At 75.5% G+C, this 796-nt stretch carries 2 protein-coding genes; both read right to left on the reverse strand.

All coding sequences use genetic code 11. From position 1 onward, the window contains the following. A partial coding sequence (locus FV228_RS31320) for an FAD-dependent oxidoreductase (protein ID WP_147857928.1) occupies positions 1–450 on the reverse strand: 450 nt, incomplete at its 3' end. Positions 451–454: 4 nt separating this feature from the next. Continuing rightward, positions 455–796, reverse strand: a 342-nt coding sequence (locus FV228_RS31325; RefSeq protein ID WP_147857929.1) for a PucC family protein, incomplete at its 5' end; no start/stop codon positions are given.

The following is a 796-nucleotide window of genomic DNA, read 5'->3' on the forward strand; positions in this document are numbered from 1 at the left end:
CGCCCGGACCGCGTGGCGGGCCTGGGCCTCGCCCTTGCCGGTGGTGAAATGCACCAGCGGCGGGCCGTCGTCCGGCCGGGTCATCTTGTCGTAGGCCGCCTCGCGCAGGTCGGCGCCGGCCTCCTCGGCGCGGCTGCGCAGCCAGGGATCGAAATGCTGGCGGTCGACCATGCCGACGAAGCCCTCGCCCACCGGCATGTCCACGGCCTTGCCGCTCGGCGCCACCATCCGGGCGGAGCGGATCTTGGCCACCAGCAGCGAATCGGGGATCGCGAAGTCGCGGATCAGCCGGGGCGGGATCGCGCCGCCGCAGGGCTTGATCCGCCCGGGCTTGTCGAGCAGCAGCACCGCGTGCCCGGCCCGGGCCAGCTCGGTGGCCGCCGTCGCCCCCGCGGGGCCCCCGCCGACCACGACGACGTCGTAGGGGGCGTCATCATTCAACCGAGCCATCGCGTCACCTCGCGCCGAGGATGGGATTGAGCGGGATCGCGCCCCGAGCGGGAGCCCGGACGGGCTCGAGCCGCAGGGCCAGCACCACCGCGACGAGGAACAGCACCCCCTCGGCGGCGAAGACGGCGGCGTAGGCCTGGACCGGCTCGGCCGTGAAGAGCCGCACCAGATCCACGGCGGCGGCCCCCAGGAAACCGCCGGCCCCGAAGGCGACGCCCTGGGCCGCGCCCCAGACGCCCATGCGGGTGCCGCGCTCCCTTGCGTCGCCGCGGCCGGCCAGCGCCATCATCGAGCCGATCGCGGCGACCGCGTAGGCGCCGTTGGCGACCCCCAGCGCGAACACCAC

This window comes from Methylobacterium sp. WL18, from assembly GCF_008040015.1.
In the GTDB taxonomy this organism is placed as follows: domain Bacteria; phylum Pseudomonadota; class Alphaproteobacteria; order Rhizobiales; family Beijerinckiaceae; genus Methylobacterium; species Methylobacterium mesophilicum.